Source organism: Pseudarthrobacter sp. B907 (assembly GCF_040137805.1).
Lineage (GTDB): Bacteria > Actinomycetota > Actinomycetes > Actinomycetales > Micrococcaceae > Arthrobacter.
On the sequence record NZ_JBEEQE010000016.1, the window covers coordinates 1 to 20,088 of the forward strand.

Annotated in this window: 16 protein-coding genes; 7 read left to right on the forward strand and 9 right to left on the reverse strand. The window is 67.6% G+C overall.

Annotation, left to right across the window (positions count from 1 at the left end; all coding sequences use genetic code 11):
- Positions 1-232: hypothetical protein (locus tag ABLI39_RS13440; protein ID WP_349413929.1), on the reverse strand; the 232-nt coding region annotated here is incomplete at its 3' end.
- Positions 233-277: 45 nt separating this feature from the next.
- On the opposite strand from ABLI39_RS13440, the gene ABLI39_RS13445 reads away from it, so the two are divergent.
- The 3 genes from ABLI39_RS13445 (at position 278) to ABLI39_RS13455 (ending at position 4,795) form a co-directional block, all read left to right on the forward strand.
- A complete protein-coding gene (locus ABLI39_RS13445) occupies positions 278-565 on the forward strand; it encodes an HU family DNA-binding protein (protein ID WP_011776355.1) in 288 nt (95 codons plus the stop codon).
- 109 nt (positions 566-674) lie between these two features.
- Positions 675-2,813 carry a bifunctional copper resistance protein CopD/cytochrome c oxidase assembly protein gene (locus ABLI39_RS13450; RefSeq protein WP_349413930.1) on the forward strand — a complete coding sequence of 713 codons (2,139 nt, stop codon included), beginning with the start codon at positions 675-677 and terminating at the stop codon, positions 2,811-2,813.
- On the forward strand, positions 2,813-4,795 hold the full coding sequence (locus ABLI39_RS13455) for an NHL domain-containing thioredoxin family protein (protein WP_349413931.1): 1,983 nt from the start codon (positions 2,813-2,815) through the stop codon (positions 4,793-4,795). The genes ABLI39_RS13450 and ABLI39_RS13455 overlap by 1 nt, the downstream gene beginning before the upstream one ends.
- A gap of 18 nt (positions 4,796-4,813) precedes the next feature.
- Here the strand turns inward: ABLI39_RS13455 and ABLI39_RS13460 are convergent, their stop codons facing one another.
- The 4 genes from ABLI39_RS13460 to ABLI39_RS13475 all read right to left on the reverse strand — a co-directional run bounded on the left by ABLI39_RS13460 (position 4,814) and on the right by ABLI39_RS13475 (position 9,319).
- Positions 4,814-5,806, reverse strand: a complete 993-nt coding sequence (locus ABLI39_RS13460; protein WP_349413932.1) for a hypothetical protein — start codon at positions 5,804-5,806, stop codon at positions 4,814-4,816.
- 102 nt (positions 5,807-5,908) lie between these two features.
- Positions 5,909-7,612, reverse strand: a complete 1,704-nt coding sequence (locus ABLI39_RS13465; RefSeq protein WP_349413933.1) for a helicase HerA-like domain-containing protein — start codon at positions 7,610-7,612, stop codon at positions 5,909-5,911.
- A gap of 74 nt (positions 7,613-7,686) precedes the next feature.
- Positions 7,687-8,388 carry a type 1 glutamine amidotransferase domain-containing protein gene (locus ABLI39_RS13470; RefSeq protein WP_349413934.1) on the reverse strand — a complete coding sequence of 234 codons (702 nt, stop codon included), beginning with the start codon at positions 8,386-8,388 and terminating at the stop codon, positions 7,687-7,689.
- 61 nt (positions 8,389-8,449) lie between these two features.
- The gene (locus ABLI39_RS13475) at positions 8,450-9,319 is read right to left on the reverse strand and encodes an aldo/keto reductase (RefSeq protein WP_349413935.1); all 870 of its coding nucleotides are present in this window, start codon (positions 9,317-9,319) and stop codon (positions 8,450-8,452) included.
- A gap of 352 nt (positions 9,320-9,671) precedes the next feature.
- Here ABLI39_RS13475 and ABLI39_RS13480 point away from each other — a divergent pair, with 352 nt between their 5' ends.
- The 3 genes from ABLI39_RS13480 to ABLI39_RS13490 all read left to right on the forward strand — a co-directional run bounded on the left by ABLI39_RS13480 (position 9,672) and on the right by ABLI39_RS13490 (position 14,683).
- The gene (locus ABLI39_RS13480; RefSeq protein WP_349413936.1) at positions 9,672-12,014 is read left to right on the forward strand and encodes a coiled-coil domain-containing protein; all 2,343 of its coding nucleotides are present in this window, start codon (positions 9,672-9,674) and stop codon (positions 12,012-12,014) included.
- A gap of 238 nt (positions 12,015-12,252) precedes the next feature.
- Positions 12,253-13,257 carry an LLM class flavin-dependent oxidoreductase gene (locus ABLI39_RS13485; RefSeq protein ID WP_349413937.1) on the forward strand — a complete coding sequence of 335 codons (1,005 nt, stop codon included), beginning with the start codon at positions 12,253-12,255 and terminating at the stop codon, positions 13,255-13,257.
- Between the two features lie 88 nt (positions 13,258-13,345).
- Complete coding sequence (locus tag ABLI39_RS13490; RefSeq protein ID WP_349413938.1) at positions 13,346-14,683, forward strand: right-handed parallel beta-helix repeat-containing protein; 1,338 nt, start codon at positions 13,346-13,348, stop codon at positions 14,681-14,683.
- 9 nt (positions 14,684-14,692) lie between these two features.
- Here ABLI39_RS13490 and ABLI39_RS13495 read toward each other — a convergent pair whose 3' ends face one another.
- The 4 genes from ABLI39_RS13495 to ABLI39_RS13510 form a co-directional block, all read right to left on the reverse strand.
- Positions 14,693-15,748 (reverse strand): GmrSD restriction endonuclease domain-containing protein, encoded by a 1,056-nt coding sequence (locus ABLI39_RS13495; protein ID WP_349413939.1) that lies wholly within the window; start codon positions 15,746-15,748, stop codon positions 14,693-14,695.
- Between the two features lie 189 nt (positions 15,749-15,937).
- Positions 15,938-16,864, reverse strand: a complete 927-nt coding sequence (locus tag ABLI39_RS13500) for an AEC family transporter (protein WP_349413940.1) — start codon at positions 16,862-16,864, stop codon at positions 15,938-15,940.
- A 10-nt stretch (positions 16,865-16,874) separates the two neighbouring features.
- Positions 16,875-17,303 carry an aspartate 1-decarboxylase gene (gene panD, locus ABLI39_RS13505; protein WP_186372184.1) on the reverse strand — a complete coding sequence of 143 codons (429 nt, stop codon included), beginning with the start codon at positions 17,301-17,303 and terminating at the stop codon, positions 16,875-16,877.
- Positions 17,304-17,389: 86 nt separating this feature from the next.
- Complete coding sequence (locus ABLI39_RS13510) at positions 17,390-18,298, reverse strand: LysR substrate-binding domain-containing protein (RefSeq protein WP_349414022.1); 909 nt, start codon at positions 18,296-18,298, stop codon at positions 17,390-17,392.
- A 143-nt stretch (positions 18,299-18,441) separates the two neighbouring features.
- On the opposite strand from ABLI39_RS13510, the gene ABLI39_RS13515 reads away from it, so the two are divergent.
- Entirely contained in the window at positions 18,442-19,905 is a 1,464-nt protein-coding gene (locus tag ABLI39_RS13515; protein ID WP_349413941.1) for an amino acid permease, read from the forward strand.
- Positions 19,906-20,088: the final 183 nt, after the last annotated feature.

A 20,088-nucleotide genomic window follows, 5' to 3' on the forward strand; every position in this document is an offset into this window, starting at 1 on the left:
AGGTTGGAGGCTCTCCCCCTTTAACCACAAAACCACCCAGCGCCGGCGCGGCGGTCGGCCTGTCGCCCCGGCCGGCGCCCACAGGGGTGTTGCAGCTTCCGCTGATGGCTGAAAAGCGGCGCCCAAGGCCCTCGAAACCCGGAAATTTTCCCAAAAAAGGGCGAAAACACGCGGAATTTGCCACCTTGGCGGCGGCAAGCTGGTAAGTTTTCGAAGAGTGGCTTACACGCATGCCGCGTGCAGGCTTCAGAAATTAGAACCGTCCAGGAGGACATAAATGGCTAAGAACCGTAGTGAACTTGTTGCAGAGGTAGCTGGCAAGGCCGGCACCAGCCAGGCAGCCGTCAACTCCGTGCTCGATGCACTGTTCGAGGTTTTCGAGACCTCTGTCGCCGCGGGCGAAAAGATCACCATCCCCGGCTGGCTCGCCGTCGAGCGCACCGACCGTGCAGCCCGCACCGGCCGCAACCCGCAGACCGGTGAGACCATCCAGATTGCCGCTGGCCACAGCGTCAAGCTGACCGCCGGCTCCAAGCTGAAGGCTGCAGTCGCCAAGAAGAAGTAGTCTTCTTCGAGCGCTTGAAAGGAGCGGCAACCTACGGGTTGCCGCTCCTTTGCGTTAACTCCTGCCGCCAGGATTCGGTGCCCGGGCGGCCGTAGCGGACAATGGAGTTGTGCCTTCCCCAGCAAAACCCCGAACTACAGCAGCGCCTTCCCCGACCGGGGGAGCGTCCGGCTCCGGTGCCGGAGCGCGCGGGATTAGCCGGCCCTGGCAGCTCGCCGGCCTGGCCGCTGTATTCGTGGGACTGGCGGCTGCGCTGCTCTTCTCCGGCGCCGCGGGTGCCCGCGCGGTCTCGGACCCCGGAGCCCTGGTCCGCTGGGGTCTCCCGGTCAGCAAGGCCGTCCACAACGCAGCCCTTGCCACGGTGATCGGCGGCCTGATTTTCGCCGTCGGGATCCTGCCCAGAAATCTCAATGGTGCGCGTTCCAGGGACAGCTACGCCCCGGAACATCCGGCGTTCACCCGCGTCCTGGCCGTCGCCGCCGCAGCCGGCGTTGCCTGGACCCTCTCCGCCGTCGCGGTACTGGTTCTGAGCTACTCCGACATCGCGGGCCAGGCGATTTCGGGGGATCCTGAATTCACCAGGTCCCTCGTCTACTTCATGACCGACATTGAGACCGGGCGGGCGTGGCTGACCGTCGTTATTATCGCCGCCGTGGTCACCACCGCCCTGTTCGGCGTCCGCTCGCGCGGCGCCCTGGCGCTCACCCTGATCCTGTCGCTGGCGGGACTGGCCCCGGCGGCGCTGATCGGGCACTCCTCCAGCTCCAGCGACCATGAGGGCGCCATCAACTCCCTGGGCCTCCACCTGGTGGGTGTCTCGGCCTGGCTGGGCGGCATCATCGTGTTGACGCTCCTCTCCGGCATCCTGTCTGCTCCAGGCGGCAAGGCCGACATCACCGAGCCGACCCTCCGCCGCTTCTCCGCCGTGGCCGGATTCGCCTTCGCCCTGGTCTTCGCCTCCGGCGTGATCAACGCGAGCATCCGCGTGGGCAGCTGGGCCGACCTCTTCGGGTCGACCTACGGGCAGCTCATTGTCGCGAAAGCGTCGGCCACCCTGGTCCTGGGCGGCATCGGGTTCATGCACCGCCGTTGGGTCATTCCGCAGCTTGGCGCCCCGGGCTCGGGCCTGTCCGCCCGCCGGGTGCTCTGGCAACTGGTGCTCGTTGAGCTGCTGGTGATGGGCGCGACGTCGGGGATCGCCGTCGCCCTTGGCCGCTCCGCCCCGCCGCAGGGCGAGACGGCCGCCCAGAACGTCTCCCCGGCCTTCATCCTCTCCGGCTACGAGCTGCCTCCGGAACTGACGCCGCAGCGCTGGCTCACCGAATGGCGGTTTGACTGGCTGTGGGTCGCCGTCGCCGTCTTTGGCCTGATCACCTACGTCCTGGGCATCCGCAGGGTCCGCCAGCGCGGCGATTCCTGGTCCTGGTTCCGGTCCGTCAACTGGGTGATCGGCCTGGCGGTCCTCACCTACGTGACGTCGGGGCCGCCGTCGGTCTACGGCCGGGTGCTGTTCTCGGCGCACATGGTCGACCATATGGCGCTGACCATGGTGGCACCGATCTTCCTGGTCCTGGGCGCCCCGGTCACCCTCGCGCTGCGCGCTCTGACTCCGCGGCGGGACAGCTCCCGTGGGCCGCGGGAATGGCTGCTGGTCTTTGTGCACTCAAAGTTCTCGCAACTCGTCACACACCCGCTGTTCGCCGCGGCCAACTTCGCTGGGTCGATTGTGCTGTTCTACTACTCGGACGCGTTCGGTTACGCGATGCGCGACCACGTGGGCCACGAATTGATGAACCTGCACTTCGCGCTGACCGGCTACATCTTTGTGCTGACCATGATCGGCACGGACCCCCTGCCCCGGCGGGCGCCGTACCCGATGCGGCTGCTGCTGTTGCTGGCCACCATGGGCTTCCACGCGTTCTTCGGCGTCGCGATCATGGGAGGCACAGGCCTGCTCGCCGCCGACTACTTCGGGAACCTGGGCCGCACCTGGGGTCCCTCGGCCCTGCTGGACCAGCAGATGGGCGGTGCGGTGGCGTGGGGGATCGGCGAGGTACCCACCCTGCTCGTGGCGATCGGCGTCGCCGTTATGTGGTCCCGCTCCGACGCGCGGGAGTCCAAGCGCACCGACCGCGCGGCGGACAGGAATAACGACGCCGATCTCACCGCTTACAACGATATGTTTGCCAAGCTCGCCGAACGCGACGCGAAGCTGGCAGAGCGCAATTCAAAGCTGGAAGGACGCTGATGAGCGAAACCGTACGCACCCACCTCCGGGTCCGGGCCTCCGAACTCGTAGGCCGCGGCTGGCTGAACACCGGCGGCAAATCCCTGGACCTCGAATCCCTCCGCGGCAAAATTGTGTTGCTCGACTTCTGGACCTTCTGCTGCATCAACTGCCTGCACGTCCTGGATGAACTCCGCCCGCTCGAGCAGCAGTACTCCGACGTCCTTGTGACCGTCGGCGTGCACTCGCCCAAGTTCGAGCACGAAGCGGACCCGGTGGCGCTGGCCGCCGCCGTCGAGCGCTACGAGATCCGCCACCCGGTCCTGGACGACCCGGAACTGGAGACCTGGAAGGCCTACACCGCCCGCGCTTGGCCCACCCTTGTGGTCATCGACCCCGAGGGCTACATCGTGGCGCACCTCTCCGGCGAGGGCCACGCGGACGGCCTGGCCGTGCTTATCCCCGAACTGATCGCAGAACACGAGGCCAAGGGCACCCTGCACCGCGGCGACGGGCCCTACGTGGCGCCGGAGCCGACGTCGGGCACACTCCGGTTCCCGGGCAAGGCCCTGTACCTGCCGGCCGGACGCGGCCGTTCCGCCGCCGCCGACGAGGCTGGGCGGGAGGACGCGGCCGGAACCTGGCTGGTCACCGACACCGGCCACCACCGGCTGGTTGAACTGGCCACCGACTTCGAGACGGTGCTGGGCACCTACGGTTCGGGCGAGAAGGGCCACACCGACGGCGGCGCCGCGGACGCCCGCTTCAACGAGCCGCAGGGGCTGGTGCTGCTGCCCGAGGACGTGGCAGCGAAGGCCGGCTACGACGTCGTGGTTGCCGACTCGGTCAACCACCGGATCCGCGGGCTCTCCCTCGCGGACGGCACCACCATCACGCTTGCCGGCAACGGTATCCAGCGGCTCCTTGAGACCGGCCCGGCCCGGGTGGACGAGGAAGGCGCCGCGTACGGTGCCCGACTCGAGGCCGATCCGCTGCAGGTCTCGCTGAGCTCCCCCTGGGACGTCGTGTGGTCCAGCAAGCTCAACGCCGTCGTGGTGGCCATGGCCGGGGTGCACCAGATCTTCAGCTTCGACCCGGTCACGGGAGCGGTGTCCATCATCGCCGGCAACGGACTGGAGGGCCTGCTCGACGGCCCGGGCGCCGAAGCTTGGTTCGCCCAGTCCTCCGGCCTGGCCGACGACGCGGAGGGGAACATCTGGGTCGCTGACTCCGAGACCTCGGCGCTGCGCAAGCTCGTCATCGCCGATGATGGCGCCATCACGGTGGAATCCGCCGTGGGCAAGGGATTGTTCGACTTCGGCTTCCGGGACGGCCCGGCGGCGGAGGCCCGGCTTCAGCACCCGCTGGGCGTGACGGTGTTGCCGGACGGCTCCGTGGCGATCGCCGACACCTACAACGGTGCCGTGCGCCGCTACGACCCCGCCACGGGGACGGTTTCCACGCTCGCTCGGGGGCTGTCGGAACCCTCGGATGTCATTGTGGACCACACGCACGTGGCCGGCGCCGAACCGCTGCTGGTGGTGGTCGAGGCGAACAAGCACCAGCTCGTCTATGTGCCGATCCCCAAGGAAGCGCAGCAGGTGGACGAGGGTGCCGTGCAGACGCACCGCCCCAAGAGCCCGGTGGCGCCCGGGCTGCTGTCCCTGGCGGTCCGCTTCACGGCCCCGACCGGGCAGAAACTCGACGACCGCTGGGGCGACCCGACGCAGCTGAAGATTTCATCCACGCCGCCGGAACTGCTGGTGGCCGGGGGCGGAACCTCGGTGGGGCTGCTCCGCACCCTGGAGCTCTCCTCCGACGTCCCCGAAGGCGTGCTGCACATTACCGCCCGCGCCGCAGCCTGCGACGGACCGGAAACCGACGACGGCGAAATCCCGGACCACGCGGCCTGCCACCTCTACCAGCAGGACTGGGGCATCCCGGTGGTGCTGCAGCCCGACGGGGACACCGAGCTGGTCCTGGACCTGCGCGGCATGGACTGAGGCTGAGCCAACCGACGCCTAGTTGCTTAGCTGCGGCGTGAGCTTCACTGTGTCGCCGTCGATGTCCAGGCGGGTGGTGAAGCTGAAGTCGTGGACCGCGTTGAGCTCGGTGACGGCGCCGGTGAAGAGGTCCGTCTGCCGCGCCTTGATCCGGGCCTTGCCGTCCAGCGGCGCCACTACCCAGCGGCCGCCGAAGGGCTCGATCTTGACGACGGGATAGTCGGTGATGCTCCAGTCGATGGTTCCGTCCGCCACCCGGTTATTGGTGGTGTGGTAGAACGGGCAGTCCGGCTGCAGCTGCTGCTTCTTGTCCGCCTGGTCGGCACAGTCGTCGAGAAACTGCTTGACCTTGGCGCCGACCGCGTCCTTAAGGCCGTCGGTGGCCTGGGTCAGCAGGTTCAGCGGTGCCGGGGGATTGTCCCGGCCGGCGAGGGTTGCCCGGGTCGCGGGAGCCGCGAAGAACTGTCCGTTCAGGGACGCCTCGTACTCGCCCGGGTAGAACACTGCGAAGGTGTTGCGGCCGTTGGGCATGTTCACGGGAACCCCGTTAAGCGTGGCCTGGTTCGAGTTCACCACGGTGACGTTCAGGGTCGGCAGTTCCGCCGGGACAAAGGACCAGTCGTGGAAGAACAGCCACTGGGTACCGGAACGTTGCAGCAGGAACTCGGTGTGCAGCTGGGTGCCGTTGATGGAGTAGTCGATCGGGACCATAACCTGGTTCCCGCCGCGGTCCTCGGCGTCGCCGAATTTGACCCCGGAGATCCGCGCGGCAGCGGTCTTCAACGCGGCTCCGTCCAACATGGCGGGGTTGCTTTGCGGCACGGTGGCGTGCAGCAGGCCCAGCGCTTTCCCGCCTTCACCCTTTTGCAGGGCGTCCAGATACTCGCGGACCGGCTGCTGCGGGCTGGCAAGGGAGTTGTTCACGAGATTGATGGCGACGACGGCGCCGGCCACGGCGAGCATCAGGCCCATCAGCCACCCGGCTGCAATCCTGACCAACGCCTGACTCATCTGCACGTCTCTTACGTTACCTGCACGCCCACTGAATACACGTGTCACAGGAGTCACGTGTGACGTGCACCATTACCGCCGGACGATCCGGCGGTGACGCGTCTAGCGGCGGCGGCGCCGGGATGCGGTTCCGAAGACTCCGCGGAGCAGTTCCCGGCCGATCTGCGTGCCCAGCGAGCGTGCCATGCTTTTGAGGCCGCCGCCGAGGGCCCCGCCCAGGGCCCCGGCGAGATCTCCGGCCATTCCTCCACCGGAGTCCTGCGGCTGCGGGGCGCGCCGCTGCGGTGCGCGTTCCGGTTCGGGCGCCGGGGCGGGACGGCTGCTGGGGCGGCCGAGGATTTCTTCCTCGATCCGGCGGGCATCCGCGTCGACGGCGTTGGGGTCCAGGCCGGCCCCGGAGCCCGTGGGCGGTTGTGCCGTGGAGCCGCCGGCAGCTGCGCCGGTCGGCGACGCCGCCCGGCCGGTCAGCTTTTCGTAGGCGGAGACGTTGTCCACGGCCGTGCCGTACTTGGCGAGCAGGACGGACCCAGCCACCGTGCTGCCAATTAGCGCGTCATCGCTCGGGCCCATGACGGACTCCGGGGCACGCAGCCGGGTCAGGGCCACCGGGGTCGGTGCGCCCTTCTCGTTCATCACGGTGATGACGGCCTCGCCGATTCCGGCCGAGGTGAGGGTCTCCTCGAGGTCGTAGTCACTCATCGGGAAGGTGGACACCGTCGCCTTGAGGGCCTTGGCGTCCTCCGGGGTGAAAGCGCGCAGGGCGTGCTGGACCCGGTTGGCCAGCTGGCCCAGGACCTCCGCCGGAACATCCTTCGGTGTCTGCGTCACGAAGAAAATGCCTACACCCTTGGAACGGATCAACCGGACCGTGGTGGTGATCGCGTCCAGGAAGGCCTTGGAGGCGTCATTGAACAGCAGGTGTGCCTCGTCCAGGAAGAACACGAGTTTCGGCTTGTCCAGGTCGCCCGCCTCGGGCAGGTCCTCGAACAGGTCGGCCAGGAGCCACATCAGGAAGGTGGAGAACAGCATCGGCTTGGTCTGCAGCGTCGGCAGTTCCAGGCAGCTCACGACGCCGCGGCCGTCGGGGGCGGTCCGGAGCAGTTCGGCGGTGTCGAACTCCGGTTCGCCGAAGAACTTTTCCATCCCCTGCGCCTCGAGGGTGATCAGTTCTCGCAGGATGACGCCGGCGGTGGACTTGGAGAGGCCGCCCAGGTTCTCAAGTTCGTCCTTGCCCTCGTCCGAGGTCAGGAACTGGATGACCGCCCGCAGGTCCTTGAGGTCGATCAGCTCGAGGTTGTTTTTGTCCGCGAAGTGGAAGACCAGCTGCAGGCTGGACTCCTGGGTCTCGTTGAGCTCCATCACGCGGGAGAGCAGGATGGGGCCGAAGGATGTAATGGTGGACCGGACCGGGATGCCGGCGCCGTCGCCGCCGAGGGCAAGGAACTCAACCGGGAATGTCTTGCCGGCCCAGGCCTGGCCGATGCTGTCGGTGCGGGCCTTCAGCTTCTCCGAGCCGGTGGCGGCCGTGGCGAGGCCGGAGAGGTCGCCCTTGATGTCCGCGAGGAACACCGGGACGCCGGCGGTGGAGAGTTGCTCGGCCATCATGTGCAGCGTGACGGTCTTGCCGGTGCCGGTCGCGCCGGCCACCAGTCCGTGCCGGTTCATCATCGACAGGGGCAGCCTGACGGGGGCGTCCTTGTGGAGTTCGCCGTCGACGATCGCGGCTCCCAGCTCGATCGTGGGCCCCTCCAGGGTGTAACCCTTCTGGATGGTGGCGACTTTGTCTGCTGTGGATTTGATGGCCATGCCGCTAGCTTAGCCGGGTCCGGAAGCCCGGACCCGGCCTCCGCCGATGTTTATTTTCGGCGGCCCGTCGGGACCTATCCGGCGAGAGCCTTGAGGACCTCCTGCGCCACGTCCTCGCTGGACTGCGGGTTCTGCCCGCTGATGAGGTTGCCGTCGCGGACCACGTTGGAGCTCCAGGCCGCACCGTTTTCGACGACGGAGCCTTTCTCCTTCAGTACGTCCTCGACGAACCAGGGCGTGTTCTCCCCGGTGCCGCCGCCGAGTTCCTCTTCGTTGGTGAAGACGGTGAGGCGCCGCCCGGCGAAGGCGAACTTCCCGGCGTCGTCGACGGCGCTCAGCAGGCCGGCGGGGCCGTGGCAGAACGGCGCGATGACCTTGCCGGCCGTGTTGGCCTCGACCAGCAGCCGGCCGAGGTCCGCGTCCTCGAACAGGTCTGCCATGGGCCCGTGGCCGCCGGGCATCACGATCGCGTCGTAGCCGGCGAGCTCGACGTCGGCCAGCACCAGCGGGGCCGAAAGCTCGGCGTCGATGTCGGAAAGGTAGGCGCGGAAAGCGTCGGCGCGGTCCTGGCCGCCGGCGGATTCCGCCGCGAGGCTGACCTCGTCAACCGTGGGCTTGGCGCCGCCGGGGGTTGCGATGTGGACGGTGTGCCCGGCACCGCGCAGCGTCTGGTGTGAGACGACGAGTTCCTCGGCCCAGTAGCCGGTGGGGTGCTTGCTGCCGTCGCGCATGGTGAGGGAATCTGCGGCGGATACGACCATAAGGATGTTAGCCATTTGTGTGCTCCTGTTCTGCCGGCGCAAAAGCCGACCACGGGGGTGGTGATGGGGGTGGGGTTTAGCGCGAGGCTTCGAGCTCGGCGAAGGTGGCGTCATCGAGGACGACGCCGCGGGCGGCCAGGTTCTCTTCAAGGTGCGTGACGGACCCGGTGCCGGGGATCGGCATCATGGCGGGGGAGCGGCGCAGCAGCCAGGCGAGGGCCACCTGCGAGGTGGTGGCGCCCAGCCGGGTGGCGGCCTCGGCGAGCGGGCCGCCGGGCCGGGCAAGTTCGCCGGCCGAGATCGGGGCCCACGGGATGAAGCCGATCCCGTTCCCCTCGGCGTAGCCCAGGACATCCTCGGAGCTACGGTCCGTCAGGTTGTAGCGGTTCTGCACGGTCGAAACGGTGAAGTAGCGCCCTGCCAGCTCAAGCTCGGCCACACTGACCTGGGACAACCCCAGCGCCTTGACCTTGCCTTCCTTCTGCAGGTCGCGGAGCACGCTGAACTGCTCCTCCGGATCAACCCTCGGATCAATCCGGTGCAGCTGCAGCAGGTCCAGCGCCTCCACCTTGAGCTTGCGCAGGCTCAGCTCGGTTTGCTGGCGCAGGTACTCGGGGCGGCCCAGCGGCACCCATTCATTCGGGCCGGTGCGGGTGAACCCGACCTTGGTGGCGATTTTCAGGCCGTCCCGGTAGGGGTGCAGCGCCTCGGCGAGGATCTCCTCGCTGATGTTGGGGCCGTAGGAATCGGCGGTGTCGATGAAGTCGACGCCAAGTTCTACGGCGCGGCGGACGACCGCGACGGCCGCGTCCCGGTCGGCGGGTTCACCCCAGACGCCGTCGCCGACGATGCGCATGGCGCCGAAGCCCAGGCGGTGCACGGTTCCCAGGTCCTTAAGCTCAATCGTTGCCAATGGTTCCGGATGCTGTGAGTTGTCGTGGCTCATAAGCGTGGCAACCCCCTAAGCCTGCTGAGTATTCCGTTCACCCCGCTGGCGCCGCCGTTTGCACAGGATGCGGGCCGGGACGGGAAAGCGCCCGGACTGCAGCTATTCGTCTCCCCGACCGCACGGAAACCGTACGTTTTTCCGCCCGGTTCCGGGCCGAAAGGCCGGACCAAGTAGTCGCCCGCGGAAAAGCGAGTACACGGGGGTAAAAGACACGTAGATCCATTGAAAAGTCGAGTGGAAACGACCCCGCTCCGCGCGTATATCCACGCATAGCATCGGGGTTTAAGGATGCGGCCACAATCGGCCGCATTTGCTGTGTCTCATTTGCTGTGTCTCTCTGGGGGTCTCAATGCTCAACCGTTCGCACCACTCTGTCCTCACCCGCCGGCTTGCTGCCGCCGTCGTCGTCCCGGGCGTGCTGACCAGCATGCTGCTGTTTGCCCCGCAGGCGACCGCCGCCACCGGAGCCGTCGACGGCGTCTGCAACGGGGTGGTCAACCAGCTGGCACACCGGGGCACCGTCCAGGAGAACCTGCTCAAAGCCTCGGCGAAGAAGAACGCCGACATCATCGCCCGGCTGCAGGCCGAACGCTCCGCCCTGCAGGCCAGCGCCGCGGCCATTAAGGCGCAGCTCGATGCGACAACGGCGTCTATCGCTGCCCTCGACGCGGCGGAACTGGCTCTGGACGGCCAAATTAGGGCGGCGCAGGATAACCTTGCCTCGCTGGAGGCTGAACGGTCCAGGGCCGACGCAGCGGTGCTCGATTTGAAGGGGACCCTGGCCGGTCTTGAGGCGGAGAAGGCAACGGCCGCCAACCAGCTGGCACCCCTGCAGGAGGAAGAAGCGCTGGCCGTAGCCGCCGCCGATCAGTTGAAGAGCCGCGCCGCCGAGGTCGATGCCCAGATCGGTGCGACCAACACCCAGCTCAGCGTGGCGCTTAGCGAGAAGGAGACGCTGGCGGCGGCGGCAAGTGCAGCGGAGGCAGCGTTGGCCGGCAAGAACGCGGAGATTGCCGCGGCCGAAGCCGAACTCACGGCCCTGAACGCCGCGGCCGCTACCGCCGCGGCGGCAGTGGTGACTGCCGGGACTGCCGTGGCCGATGCCGAGTCGGAACTGCAGAGCCTTGAGGCGGCGGGAACTGCAGCCCAGGCCGAACTTGATGCACAACTTGCCAAGGTCAGCGCCGCAAAAGCCACCCTCGCCGGCCTCCAGGGTGAGGCCACCGCGGCCGATGACGCCGTCGCAGCGAAAAACGCCGCGATCGCGGCGGCCCAGGGCGAACTCGCGTCGCTGCAGGCCGATGCCCGGGCCGCCATGGACGCGCTTGCCGCGAAGAACGCCGAGATCACCACGGCCCAGGCAGAGCTCACAACTTTGCAGGCCACCGCTCGAAGCGCCGCGGCCGCCGTCACCGCCAACAGCAACAAGATCGCTGCACTGAACGCCGAGATCACGTCGCTGGAGCAGCAGATCGCGGCGAAGAACGCCGAGATTACGGCCAAGCGGGCCCAGCTGACCACCGCGCAGAATGAGCTTGCCGCGCTGCAGGCCACCAAGGCAACCCGGGAAGCCGAGATTGCAGCGCTCACAGCCCAGATTGACGCTATCAAGGGCAACTCGAAGCAAAAGCGTGACCTGATCGACCTGCGGGACCTCAAGCAGGGCGAGCTCACCACCATTAACAGCCAAATCAGCGCCAAGACCGCCACCATTGCCGGCTACCAGGGAGACCTGGCCACCCTCCAGAAAGCGGTAAGCGACCTCAACGCGCAACTGCTGGCCAAACAGCAGGAAAGCAGCGCGCTGCAGCAGCAGGTCGCCCCGCTCCAGGCATCCCTGACCGCCGCCAATGACGCCGTCGCCCTCAAGCAGAGCGAGATCGCTGCGCTGAAGGCGCAGATCCCGACGCTCCAGTCGGCCGTAACAGGCGCCAACGCGGCCGTGGCCGCCAAGCAGGCCGAACTCGCTGCTCTTCAGGGGCAAATCCCCGCATTGGAGGCCGCTGCGGCCACTGCCACCCGCGCGGTCGCAGCGCAGGAGCAGATCGTGGCAGCCCTGGAGGCAACCGTGCCGACGCTCACAAGCAACGTTGCGGAAAGCCAGGACGCGATCGCTGCGCAGAAGCTCGTGCTCGAGAAGTTGAAGGGCGAGCTTGCGGCCGCCAACTCCGCCCTCACTGCAGCGCAGGCGGCCGCGACGGCCAAGGCATCCGAGCTGGCCGGGCTGCAGTCCCAACTGCCGGCCCTGACAACGGCCCTGGAGGACGCCGGCGCGGCGGTGAGCGCCAAGCAGGCGGAGATCGCTGCACTGAACTCCCAGCTTGACACCCTCGTGGCCGAGGTCACCGCGCTGAACGGGCAGGTTGCGGCCAAGGAACGTGAAATCCTCGACCTGCAGGCCCGGGTCGCCCCGCTGCTGACGCAGCTTGACGCGCTGAACGGTGAGATCAGCGCCACCGAAACCAAGCTGAAGGAACTCCAGTCGCAGCTGACCGCACTGGACACGAAGTTGACCGATGCCAACGCCACGCTCGCCGCCTTGCAGGCGAGAAAGGGCTCCAGCAAGGATTCCATCGGCGCCCAGAAGAAGATCGTGACCGATCTCCAAGGCCAGCTGGGCAGTGTCCAGAACCAGATCGCGGCCATCGACGGACAGATCGCCCTGGGCGGTTGCGTGGCCCGATCGTCGTGACCAGGCACTGACACGGTCTAGCGGAACCGGACGGGAGGGGACCGGCCCAGCGGCCGATCCCCTCCTGCACGCAGCGGAGAGTGGCGGCGCAGGCGGGGAGCACCACATGGGGAGCACCACAGTGGCGGCAGAAATATCCCGGGGCCGGGCGCCGTTATCGCCAGTGTGCGTCCGCCGGGATCCGGCGTGGCCGCCACCTGATCTTGATCATGCTCCGCAACGAAAGGCCGGCTTTTCCGTGACTGTTCCGCTTTCCATCCTTGACCTGGCAATCATCGGCAAGGGCCAGACGGCGGCAGACAGCTTCGCCGGCAGCGTGGCCATGGCGCAGCGTGCCGAGGAGCTGGGCTACCGCCGCATCTGGTACGCCGAGCATCACAACATGTCCTCCATCGCATCGTCCGCGACGAGCGTGCTGATCGCCCACGTTGCCGCGCAGACCAAGAGCATCCGGCTCGGGGCAGGCGGTGTGATGCTGCCCAACCACTCGCCGCTGACCATCGCCGAGCAGTTCGGCACGCTCGAGACCCTGCACCCGGGACGGATCGACCTGGGCCTGGGCCGCGCCCCGGGCAGCGACCAGAACACCATGCGGGCGCTGCGCCGGGACCCGATGAGCGCGGACAGCTTCCCGCAGGATGTCCTGGAGCTGCAGGGCTACCTGAGCGGACCCACCCGCATCCCCGGCGTCGAGGCCACCCCGGGCCAGGGCACCAACGTGCCGCTGTACATCCTTGGATCCTCGCTGTTCGGGGCGAAGCTGGCCGCGCAGCTCGGACTGCCGTATGCCTTCGCCTCGCACTTCGCCCCGAACGCCCTGCAGGACGCCGTGGCCCTCTACCGCCGCGAGTTCCGGCCGTCCGCGCAGTTGGACGCCCCGCACGTGATCGCCGGCGTCAACGTGATCGCCGCGGACTCCGCTGCCGATGCGCAGGAAATGTTCCAGGCCACCAAACGGGCCCGGGTGTCGCTGTTCTTTGGCAACGGCCGCGTCTTCAGCGACGACGAGGCGGACATGATCCTGGATTCGCCCCAGGGCCAGCACATGGCGCAGATGATGAAGTACTCCGCGGTGGGCACCCCGGGGGCCGTGGTCGACTACCTCGAGGAGTTCACGGCGCACGCCGACGCCGACGAACTGATCGTCGCGCACCAGAGCGCCCGGGTGGAGGACAGGCTTCGGTCCGTCGAGCTCCTCGCGGAGGCTGCCGGAATCGTTGACTTGGCAGCGGGGCGCCCCTAGCGTTAAGCCTGCCGCGGGCTGCACCCAGGCCGCCGGCCACAACCCCGCTTCGCGGTCCGGATTCATCTTCAGAAGTCCAGGTGTCACTATGAAGATCAAGTCCATAGCTGCACCCCTGCTGGTGGTCCTCGTGCTGCTGGGAGGTTCACTTGCGGGAAGCTGGGCGCCGGCCGCCGCTGCCGGCACCACCTACTTCATCAGCGTAGACGGCAACGATGACAGCGACGGAACCTCGCCCAACTCGGCCTGGCAGTCCCTGCTAAAGCTCAACACCACGGCGCTGCAGGCCGGCGACTCCGTGAGCTTCCGGCGGGGCGACACCTGGACCGGCAGCATCGTAGTCAACCAGAGCGGCACGGCCGACGCAGCCATCACCTTGAACAGCTACGGCACCGGAAGCACGCCGACCATCACCGGCGGCGAATCCAGCGGGCAGGGCGCGAACTGCGTCACGATCAACGGGAACTTCATCACGGTGGACGGCCTGCGCGCCGATTCCTGCGGGTACGCCGGGTTCAGCATCTCCGGCGACAACACCACCCTCAAGAACTCCACGGCGACCCACAACGCCGCCGGCATCAAGGTGGGCCAGGGCTCGGATTTCGGCCACTACGTGAACAACAACCTGGCGAACAACGACGTGATGAACGTCAATACGCCCGGGATCAACTGCGGCACCCCGCAATCCGTGAGCTGCAACGACGATTCGGGCGCCTTCGGCGTGCTGATCAACGGCAGTGACAACGAGTTCACCGGCAACACCGTCACCGGATCCACGGCGAAGTCCTACGATTTTTCCCACGACGGCAGCGCCTTCGAAATCTTCAACGGGAGCCGGAACAGCATCCACCACAACGTGGCTGTGGACAACAACGTGTTCTCGGAGATCGGCCGTTCACCGGGGGCCGCAGCCGACGGCAACACCTACCGCTACAACCTGATCCGCTCCAGCTGCGGCGAGAACTGCTCCCAGGCCACCGGGCTGATCGCCCGCGGACCGAAGTCATCCTTCGGCCCAACGGACGGCACCGTCTTCGAATTCAACACCGTATGGCTTGACGGCCCGGAGTCCCAGGCTGTGGTGTGCCACGCGGCGTGCCCCGCTTCCACGGTCATCCGGGGGAACATCCTCGTCGGCGTGCGCAATTCGCTCTGGATCGACGGCTCGGGCTGGACCGAACAGGAGAACGTCCTCAACGGGCCCAGCTCGGTGGAACCCAGCGGCACTTCCACGAGGGAGCCGGCGGGCTTCGTGGACGCACCGACCGACCTTCACCCGACCAGCCTGAGCCCGGCGATTGACCGCGCGGGCTCCAGCCCTTTCACCGTGGACCTCGATGGGCAGCCCGTCGCCCAAAACGGCGACTGCCAGGGTGACGGAGGTGCCGACGCCGGAGCCTACGAGTACCAGGCGCCAGCCTGTTAGCGGGCGTGGCTACTCGCAGGCCACCCCGTCGCCGTCGCGGTCCAGTTTGCTGCTGTATCCGGGCTGCCCGCGGCGGATGGGCGCTGCCCCCGCGGCCCGCACGGCAGCGCAGTTGGCGTAGAACACTGCGGCCGGTGCGGGTGCCGGCGGGACGGGAGCGGGGGCCGGGGCCGCCTGTGCCGGTGCCGCGGGCGGTGCGGCGGGCTGGGCGGGCGGAGCCGCGGCGGCCGGTGCGGGGGCCGGCGGCTGCTCGCTGGTGGGGGCCAGGGCGTCCGGGCAGTCGCCCAGGATCCGGGCCATGGCATCGTGTTCCGCCTGGGTGACCCAGAGTGCATAGCTGGCCTTGACCGAGATCTGCCGGGCCACGTAGGCGCAGCGGTAGGACTTGTTCGGCGGCAGCCAGGTGGCGGCATCGCCGTCGCTCTTTTGCATGTTCGCCGGACCGTCCACGGCGAGGAGGTTGAGCGGGTCGTTGGCAAAGGCGAGCCGCTGGGCCGGGCTGAGCTGCTGGGCGCCCTTCTGCCAAGCGTCGCTGAGCGCCACAACGTGGTCGATCTGGACGGCGGCGCTGGTGCTGTTGCCGCGGACGAAGTTGATCAGCTTCGCAGTGTAGGGGTCGTTAAGGGCGCCGGAGAGCACAACACAGTCACGGGTTCCGGCCTTGAGCGCCACCGCCGTGAGGTCACGGCGGAGCGTGTCGTTGCGGGTATCGCAGCCGTTGCGGTCGACGTCGGCCCAGGCCTGGCCGAACTGGTCGCGGGAGTATCCGGTCTTGGGCGCCCTGCCCTTGACCGGCAGGGTGGCCAACACGTCGAGGGCCCTGCTGGCGTAGGCCGGCTGCTGGCGCGGAGCCGAGGCGCCGGCCAGGCTGACGGCGGGGGCGGTGTCCGGATCCAGCGGGGCGCCGGCGTCGGCCGACGGGCTCGGCGTGGGCGACGGTGTGGCGGAGACTGCCGTGGCGGAGGCGCTCGGCGCGGCTGGGGCCGTTGTTACCGTGGCCGGGCCGGCGCAGGCGGTGGACGAGACCAGCAGCAGCCCTGCCACGCCGCAGGCGATCCAGTCCACGCCCCGGCGCATCGTTCCCGGTGCCGTGCCGGCCAACCTACCGTTTCCGGCGCTAATCTTGCGCAATCGTTCCCCCAGTTTGTGCCTGTTTCCGGGCCGGTTTTCGGCCTTTCACAGCCTACCGGCGCCGGGGCCGGAGCCCGGGCAGGCCGCGCGGGGTGCGGCGTGCCGGGTGGGTGCCTGGCGGTCTCAGGCCAGAAGCAGCGCCACCCCGATCATGGCGGGGACCGCGACGACGGTGGTGACCAGGACGGTGTCCTTGGCGACCGTGAGTCCGGTCCGGTACCGGTTGGCCACCACGTAGACGTTCTGCGCCGTGGGCAGGGCGGACGTGACCACCACGGCGAACAGGGCGGTGTCCTGCAGGCCGAGGGCGAAGCGGGCGAAGAGGAAGGCGAGCAGCGGGTGGACGATGAGCTTGAAGCCGCTGGCCAGCAGGGTGTCGGTCCGCCGCGCGGCCGAGGCCTGCAGCGGCCGGGACCCGTTCAGGCTCATGCCGAAGGACAACAGCATGGCCGGGATCGCGGCCCCGCCGATCAGGTGGATGGGCTGCAGGATGAGCGCCGGTACTTCCCAGCCGGTCCCGGCGACGAGCAGTCCCAGGCCGGAGCCCACGATCATCGGGTTGCGCAGGATCATCAGGACGAAGCTCAAGGGGGTGGTCCGGTGGGCGCTGGTGGTGGCATCGAGGATAAGCAGGTACATCGGGGTGAAGAAGGCGAGCTGGAAGATCAGCAAGGGCGCCACATAGCTGGCATCGCCGAGCACGTAGACGGCGATCGGAATGCCCAGGTTGGCGGAGTTGGCCAGTGAGGCGCTCATGGAGGACACCAGGGCCTCCGGGAGTTGCCGTTTAAGGACGAACCGCACGATGCAGAAGTAGAGGGCCGCCGTCGTGATGGCACCCACAGCGGTCACCAGCAGAGGCGCCGCGAAGATGTCGTGGAGGCGGGCCTTGCTGAGCGTCTCGAACAGCAGGGCCGGGCTTGCCACAAAAAAGGTCAGGGCGCTGAGGACGGAGCGGGCGTTCTCGCCCATGATGTTGCGCCGGCCGACGAACATGCCAACGAGGATGATGAACCAGACGACGAAGAATCCAGCAAGGACGCCTAGCACTCCGGCGCTGCTAGTTCAGCGTGGCGTTGTTCAACGCGTGCGGCGGGCGCAGGAGGCCGGCCGTGTGGCTTTCCGCCGGATCGTTGCCGATCTGGACCACCTTGTTGTCCTTGTCCACGTGGACCACCTTGGGGTTGTAGGCCTTGGCCTCTTCCGTGGTCATCTGCGCGTAGGTGATCAGGATGACGATGTCGTTTTCGTGCATCAGGTGCGCCGCCGCGCCGTTGATGCCGATGACGCCGGATCCGCGCTCGCCGGCGATGGTGTACGTCTCCAGCCGGGCGCCGTTGGTGACGTCGACGATCGCGACGAGTTCACCGGGGAGGATGTCGGCGGCCTCGAGCAGGTCCAGGTCCACGGTGACCGAGCCGACATAGTGAAGGTCCGCGTGGGTGACCGTGGCGCGGTGGATTTTGGACTTGAACATTGTTCGATTCATAACGTCATCAGTCTACCGCCGGCGCCGCGGGTGCGCTGTGAGCCAGGGAACACCGACGGCGGCGTCAACACCAGGGGCGGACGGCTTCAGGCGGCGGTGGTGATCGACGCGGCGGTCTCGGCGAGGATTTGGCGCGCCGCGACGATCGCGGGCCGATTGGCGCTGGAGCGGCGCACCGACGTGAAGACGGTGCGGTGCGGACTGCCGGGGAGCTCGATCAGCTGGGCGGTGGTGCCCCGGCCCGTCCAGACCAGGTCCGGCATCAGCGCCACCGCGTTGCCCGACTCGATCAGCCGGATCTGCGCCTGCAGGTCGGCGGTCTCAAAGCGCACATCGGGCTCGAACCCGGCGCTCCGGCAGGCCTGTTCGGCCCAGTGCCGGGACGCCGCGCCCCGGGGTTCCATCACCCAGGACATCCCGTTGGTGTCGGCGAGGGTGGTGATTGCGGGGCGGCCCGGGGACGCCGGCGGAGCCGCCAGCCGGATCGCGTCGCCGGTCAGGCGGACCCGGTCCAGTTCGGCGTAGCGGGGTGCGGCGTGGCCCGGGTACTGCTCGGCGATGACCAGGTCAAAGTCACGCGCCCAGGTCTCGTGGAGGGCGGTCTCGGGCTCCCGCTGGACCATTTCGATCCGGACCTCCGGGTAGCTGGCGGACATCCGGGTCAGGGCGTCGGGCATCAGCGCCAGTGCAGCGGACTGGAACACGGCGATCCGCACGGTCCCGGTTACCGTGGTCAGCGAGGCGGCCAGATCGGCCTCCGCCTGTTCCAGGGTTTCCAGCAGCTGGGCGGTGTGGGTGACCAGGACCTCGGCCTGCGGGGTGAGCTGTACGCGGCGGCCCGTTTTCCTCAAGAGTTCGACGCCGGCTTCCTTTTCCAGCAGTGCCAGCTGCTGCGAGACCGACGACGGGCTGTACTGCAGCGCCTCGGCGACTTCGGCCAGCGTGCCGCGGATCTTGAGTTCGCGCAAAAGGCGCAAGCGCCGGACGTCGAGCATCACTATTCCTTTGTGAATTCTAATGGTTATTGATTAGGAGAATTCACTTTATCTAATGGAATGGGGCTTGCATACTGTTGTCATCGAGTAACCCCCCATCACAGGGCGGATTGATGGGCGACACCCCACTGCAGGAGACCCTGATGAGCACCAGAGATTTGACCAGATCGATCATGCGGCGCAAGCCCATCGACGACATTGAAGAGGAAAACAAGCACAGCGGCCTGTTCAAAAGCCTGGGCCTCTGGCAGCTGACGGCCATCGGCGTCGGCGGCATTATCGGCGTCGGCATCTTCTCGCTGGCGGGCCTGGTGGCCCACGGCAGCGAGAGCGAACCCGGGGTGGGCCCCGCGGTGCTGTTCTCCTTCCTGATCGCGGGGCTGGCGTCCGCCGCCGCCGCGCTGTCCTACGCAGAATTCGCGGGCATGATCCCGCGGGCCGGCTCGGCCTACACCTACGGGTACGTGGCACTGGGCGAGGTGATCGGCTGGTTCATCGGCTGGGACCTGCTGCTGGAGTACATCGCCATCGTGGCGGTGGTGGCCATCGGCATCTCCGGCTACTTCGACGCGTTCCTTTCCGGCATCGGCATCCACATGCCCGTCTGGATGACCTCGACGGCGGATGAGGGCAAGGGCGGCGTGGTGAATATCCCCGCGATTGCCGTGTGCCTCCTGGTGACCTGGATCCTCTCCCGCGGGACAAAGACGTTCGGCCGCTTCGAGCTCGTGGCCGTGGCCATCAAGGTGGTCCTGATCCTGTTCATCATCGGCCTGGGCATCTTCTACATCAACACCAACAACTACAACCCGTTTATGCCCAGCGGCTTCGGCCCGGTGCTGGCGGGCTCGGCCACGGTGTTCTTCGCCGTCTTCGGCTACGACGCGATGAGTACGGCGGCGGAGGAGGCCACGGACGGCAAAAAGCACATGCCCAAGGCGATCATCCTGTCCCTGATCGTGGCCATGCTTCTCTACGTCGCCGCGACCCTGGTGCTCACGGGCATGCAGAACTACCAGGACATCGACCCGAAGGCCGGCTTCGCTTCCGCCTTCAACGGCGTGGGCCTGCCGGTCATCGCCACGATCATCTCCGTCTTTGCGGTGCTATCGATCCTGACCGTGATGCTGACCTTCCTGCTCGGTGTCACCCGCGTCTGGTTCTCCATGAGCCGGGACGGGCTGCTGCCGGGCTGGTTCGCCAAGACCGACCGCCACGGCACCCCGCAGCGCGTCACTTGGATCGCCGGCGTGGCCTCGGCCCTGCTGGCCGGCGTCTTCCCGATCAAGGCCGTCGCGGACCTGACGAACATCGGCATCCTGGCCGCATTCGTCGTCGTCTGCCTCTCGGTGATCATCTTCCGCTACAAAAAGCCCGATGCCCCGCGCACGTTCCGGTTGCCGCTGATGCCGGTGGTCCCGCTGTTCGGCATGCTCGCCTCGGCGTTCCTGATGCTGCAGCTGCACTGGGAGACATGGGTCCGCTTCGGCGTGTGGCTGGTAGTGGGGCTGGTCATCTACTTCGGCTACGGCCGGAAACACTCCCTGATGAACCCGGAGAGCCCGCGGCACCAAGAGGCCGTGGAAATGCACCGCCACGTCGGCTAGCCGCACCGCACTACCGCACGTCCTGCGGCGCTTCTCCGGACGCTCCCTCAGGTCCGGCGCGATTTCGACGAACCCTCTCGCGCCCGGCGCGGGAGGGTTCGTCGTTTCGGTGCCAGACGTGAGGGAGGATCGCCCCGCGGAAACTTCGATTTTTCTAACCAGTATTGCTCAGAAAACATCGCT